The organism is Flavobacterium sp. (assembly GCF_029242675.1).
In the GTDB taxonomy this organism is placed as follows: domain Bacteria; phylum Bacteroidota; class Bacteroidia; order Flavobacteriales; family Flavobacteriaceae; genus Flavobacterium.
Genome location: NZ_JAQWTM010000414.1, coordinates 1 through 4578 on the forward strand (window position 1 = coordinate 1; position 4578 = coordinate 4578).

General features: G+C 34.7%; 2 protein-coding genes. Both read left to right on the forward strand.

What is annotated here, in order from left to right:
• Window positions 1-1486 (forward strand): signal peptide peptidase SppA (gene sppA, locus P8M54_RS15190; RefSeq protein ID WP_300288870.1); only part of this gene is annotated, 1486 nt, incomplete at its 5' end.
• Between the two features lie 219 nt (window positions 1487-1705).
• Window positions 1706-4336, forward strand: coding sequence for an AsmA-like C-terminal region-containing protein (locus P8M54_RS15195; RefSeq protein WP_300288871.1), 2631 nt, complete (start codon window positions 1706-1708; stop codon window positions 4334-4336).
• Window positions 4337-4578: the final 242 nt, after the last annotated feature.

Genomic DNA, 4578 nt, shown 5'->3' on the forward strand with positions numbered 1-4578 from the left:
TGATATTGAAGGTATTTCGATCTTGAATGGCAACTCACAACTAGGCATGGCGCAAAGTAAAGCGTTACGAGATGCTTTACTTGGTTTTAAGAAATCAGGGAAGTTCATCATGGCGTATTCTAATGCGTATTCTCAGAAAGAATATTACTTAAATTCGGTTGCTGACAAAATATACATCAATCCTGTAGGGGAAATGGACTTTAAAGGTTTGTCATCGGAAATCCTATTTTTCAAAGGGCTGCAAGAAAAAACAGGAGTGAAAATGGAAGTTATTCGCCATGGAAAATACAAAAGTGCAGTGGAACCTTTTCTAGAAAACGAAATGAGCGCTGCCAATAGGGAGCAAGTTACTGCCTTACTGAATGCTGTTTGGAACTCAGTCACAGCCGATATTTCCAAAAGCAGAAATATCTCGATCGAAAAATTAAATGAAATTGCTAATGGTTTACTAGCGCGTACTCCTGAAATGGCCAAAGAACAAAAATTAGTAGACATCATTGCATACGAAGACAGCTACCATGATGACATCAAAAAGAAACTTGATATAGCCAAAGACGAAGATTACAACACGGTTTCAATTGCTGATTACACCAAAAAAGTCGTGACCACCTCAAAAATAAGTGATGCCAAAGACCAAATTGCTATTATTTACGCTCAAGGTGAAATTCAAGGTGGGGAAGGTGACGTAAATACCATCGGTGAAGGTTCCATGCGTCGCTCTTTGCAAGATGCTAGAAAAAATAAAAATGTAAAAGCGATTGTTTTGCGTATCAACAGTCCTGGTGGAAGTGCGCTTACCTCTGATTTGATTTGGAGAGAAATTGAATTAACTAAAAAAGTTAAACCTATCGTTGTATCAATGGGTAACTACGCAGCCTCAGGCGGTTACTATATTGCCTGTAATGCAAACACCATTTTTGCAGAAAACAATACGATAACGGGTTCCATTGGTGTTTTTGGTATTTTACCCAATTTTAGCCAGCTTACCACTAAAATAGGAATCAATGTAGAACAAGTTAACACCCATGAAAACGCAGCACCATACAGCCCATTTGTTCCTTTGAACGACAAATTCAGGGAGGTTACACTTGAGGGAGTCGAAGCTATTTACAAAACTTTCGTAACGCATGTTGCACAAGGCCGAAAAATGACTTTTGAACAAGTGGATGCTATTGGTCAAGGAAGAGTTTGGTCTGGATCCGAGGCAATAAAAATTGGTTTAGTAGATAAAATTGGTGGTCTTGATGCAGCCATTAAAGAAGCCGCTATGTTAGGAAAAACTAAAAAATACACCACCCAAAATTATCCTGAGTATAAAAAAGACTTTAACGATCTACTTGCAGGATTCCCTTTTGCTCAGTCTAAAGAAAACTTTATAAAAAATGAAATAGGCGCCGAAAATTACGAACTATTACAAGAAGTAAAACACCTACAAATGAAAAAAGGAGTACAAGCGATGCTTCCTTTTCAAATAAATATCAAGTAATACAAATCAGCTTTCCATGATTTACCTTTTAAATCCGTTTCTACTGCAAGAAACGGATTTTTTAATACTTGTAGCCTTGCCAACTGTTTCATAGTGAGAAAACTCATAACATATTTTAACAATATTATAAAGTAACTCTTCTTTAAAATAGTATTTTTGTACTATCGATCTTGCAGAAAGACCGTTGGAAATTTTAAAAATTAAAAATACTCCCTTCAGATGCTAAAGAAACTTTTAAAAATACTCGGAATTGTACTCTTACTACTTGTTGCTTCTTTATTTGCTATACCATTCTTTTTTCAAGGTAAAATAAAAGAAAAAATCACCCAGGTTATCAACGATAAAGTGGATGCTAAAGTAAGTTTTGCAGAGGCTGATTTGAGTTTGTTTCGTAATTTCCCTAACGCTACCGTCAACATTCAAAAGCTAGCTATAATAAATAAAGCCCCTTTTGCTGGAGACACTTTAATTTCGTTAGGAACAGTAGATTTAAAAATGTCGATCAAAGAATTGTTTAAAGGCGACAATGAACCCATTATTATTGACGGAATCTCATCCACTAACGGACTTATAAACATTATTTTTAATAAAGATGGAGTTGGCAATTATGACATTGCATTAAAGGATAATAAAGCAACTGCTGATAGCAAAAGTAAACCGCTGGCACTGAACATTCAGAACTACAAGGTCGAAAATTTTACCTTTCGTTATTTTGATCAAGGCTCTAAAATAAAAATGGTCATTGACAGTTTAAACCATGAAGGAACAGGTGATTTTGCAGCTTCAAAATTAGATTTAAAGACAAAGTCCACTGCTAAGATTAGCTTAGATATGGATAAGGTGAATTACATGAATAAAGTACCGTTGACACTAGATGCGATTTTAGGCATTGATCTAAATAATAGCAAGTATACTTTTAAAGAAAACAAAGCCTTAGTAAACCAATTGCCATTGGAATTTGATGGATTCATACAATTAGTAGAAACGGGTCAAGAGTATGATTTAAAATTCAAAACACCTACCTCGTCCTTCAAAAATTTCTTAGGTATCATTCCTGCAGCTTATGCAGCTAGTTTAGACAATGTAAAAACTACTGGTGATTTTACAGTGGCAGGCTTTGCTAAAGGATTATACTCTGATACTACTGTTCCCAAGTTTAATGTGGATATCAAATCCAACAATGCTTCTTTTAAATACCCTAACTTACCTAAATCAGTTCAAAATATTGTCATTGATACTAAAATAATCAACGAAACTGGGATACTTAATGACACCTATGTGAACCTAGACAAACTTTCGTTTCAAATTGATCAAGATGTTTTTAGCGCCAAAGCCAATATAAAAAACATAACCCAAAATGCTCTTGTTGACGCTGTGCTGAAAGGGACGATAAATTTGGCTAACCTTTCCAAAGCCTATCCAATTAAACTAGACAAACCGTTGTCAGGAATATTAAATGCGAATGTTATTACTAAATTTGACATGGCCTCGGTCGAAAAAAGCGAATATCAAAAAATCGATAACGCAGGTACCATGAGCCTCTCTAATTTTAAGTACGTGGATGAAAACGGCAAAACTTTGAACATAAGTGAAGCTTTAATTCAATTTGATCCTAGTAGAGTTAATTTAAAAGCATTCAATGCCACAACAGGAAAAAGTGAAATTGGCGTAACAGGAGTGTTAGAAAATTTTTATGGTTTTATTTTTAAGAATCAAAATTTACAAGGAAACTTTAACCTGACCTCAAATCAGTTAGCGGTGAGTGACTTTATGACCACAGAAACTGCAACCACTAAAACAGAAACAAAGCCAGCCGAGGCTATGAAAATACCTTCTTTCTTAGATTGTACGCTTACCGCAAAAGCAAATACGGTATTGTATGATAACCTAACACTAAAAAATGTGTCCGGAAAACTGATCGTAAAAGACGAAAAATTAACCATGGACAAAGTTAAAACAAGCATTTTTGGTGGTACCATAGGATTAAATGGTTCTGTTTCTACCAAAGGTAAAACTCCAACTTTTGCGATGGATTTAGGCTTAAATCAGGTTAATATTGCAGAATCGTTTACCCAACTAGATTTACTCAAAAAACTAGCTCCTATTGCGGGAATAATTAACGGAAAATTAAACTCAACCATTAAGTTAAATGGAAATCTAACCGATTCTATGAGTCCGGACTTGAAAACGCTAACAGGAGATTTGTTAGGACAATTGCTCTCTACTACTGTCAACGCTGACAACTCTACTTTATTAACCGCATTGGGTAACAATTTAAAATTTATTGACGTTAGTAAATTAAATTTGAATGATATAAAAGCAGCTGTAACTTTTAAAGACGGAAAAGTAAATGTAAAACCGTTCACTATTAAATACAAAGACATTCAAGCCACGATAGGCGGAACACATGGTTTTGATCAAGTTATGAATTACAATGTAAAATTTGACGTTCCTAGTAAATATTTGGGAACCGAAGCTAGTGCGTTAATTGCCAAACTAACACCTGCGGATGCGGCTAAGTTTGAAAATATTCCGATTAATGCTATTTTAACAGGTAGTTTTTCTAGTCCAAAAATAAGTACAGATATCAAAACTGCTGTTACTAATTTGACCAATCAATTGGTGCAGCAGCAAAAAGAACGCCTAGTGAATAAAGGAACTTCAGCGCTTACAGATTTGATCAATAAAAACAAAAAACCAGGTGACACTACTAAAACCGTATTACCTACGACCAAAGCAGAAGTACAGGAAAAAGCCAAAGAGGAGGTGAAAGCCAAAGCAACCACTATTATAAACGGCTTGTTTAATAAAAAGAAAAAAGTAGTTGATACTACTAGTGTCAATAAATAGAAACTAGTTTTACTAAAAAAGAGAAATCAGCAATCTGATTTCTCTTTTTTAATTTATGAATGAGCGTCAATAGGAAACAAAACGTGCTCTCCAGCATTGAGTCGCGTATTCTATGATAATATGCAAGATAAATTTGTTCTTTTAACTGGCAAATTTATAGGTATCAACGAATGGTGTTTTTCGATTAACAACGCAGAAAACTCTGTCTATAATTTTACATCGTATGTTGTTTAAAATAAGCA

Excerpts from the sequence above, each read along its gene's own strand:
- P8M54_RS15195 (WP_300288871.1), top strand. The coding sequence starts at position 1,706 with ATGCTAAAGAAACTTTTAAAAATACTCGGAATTGTACTCTTACTACTT.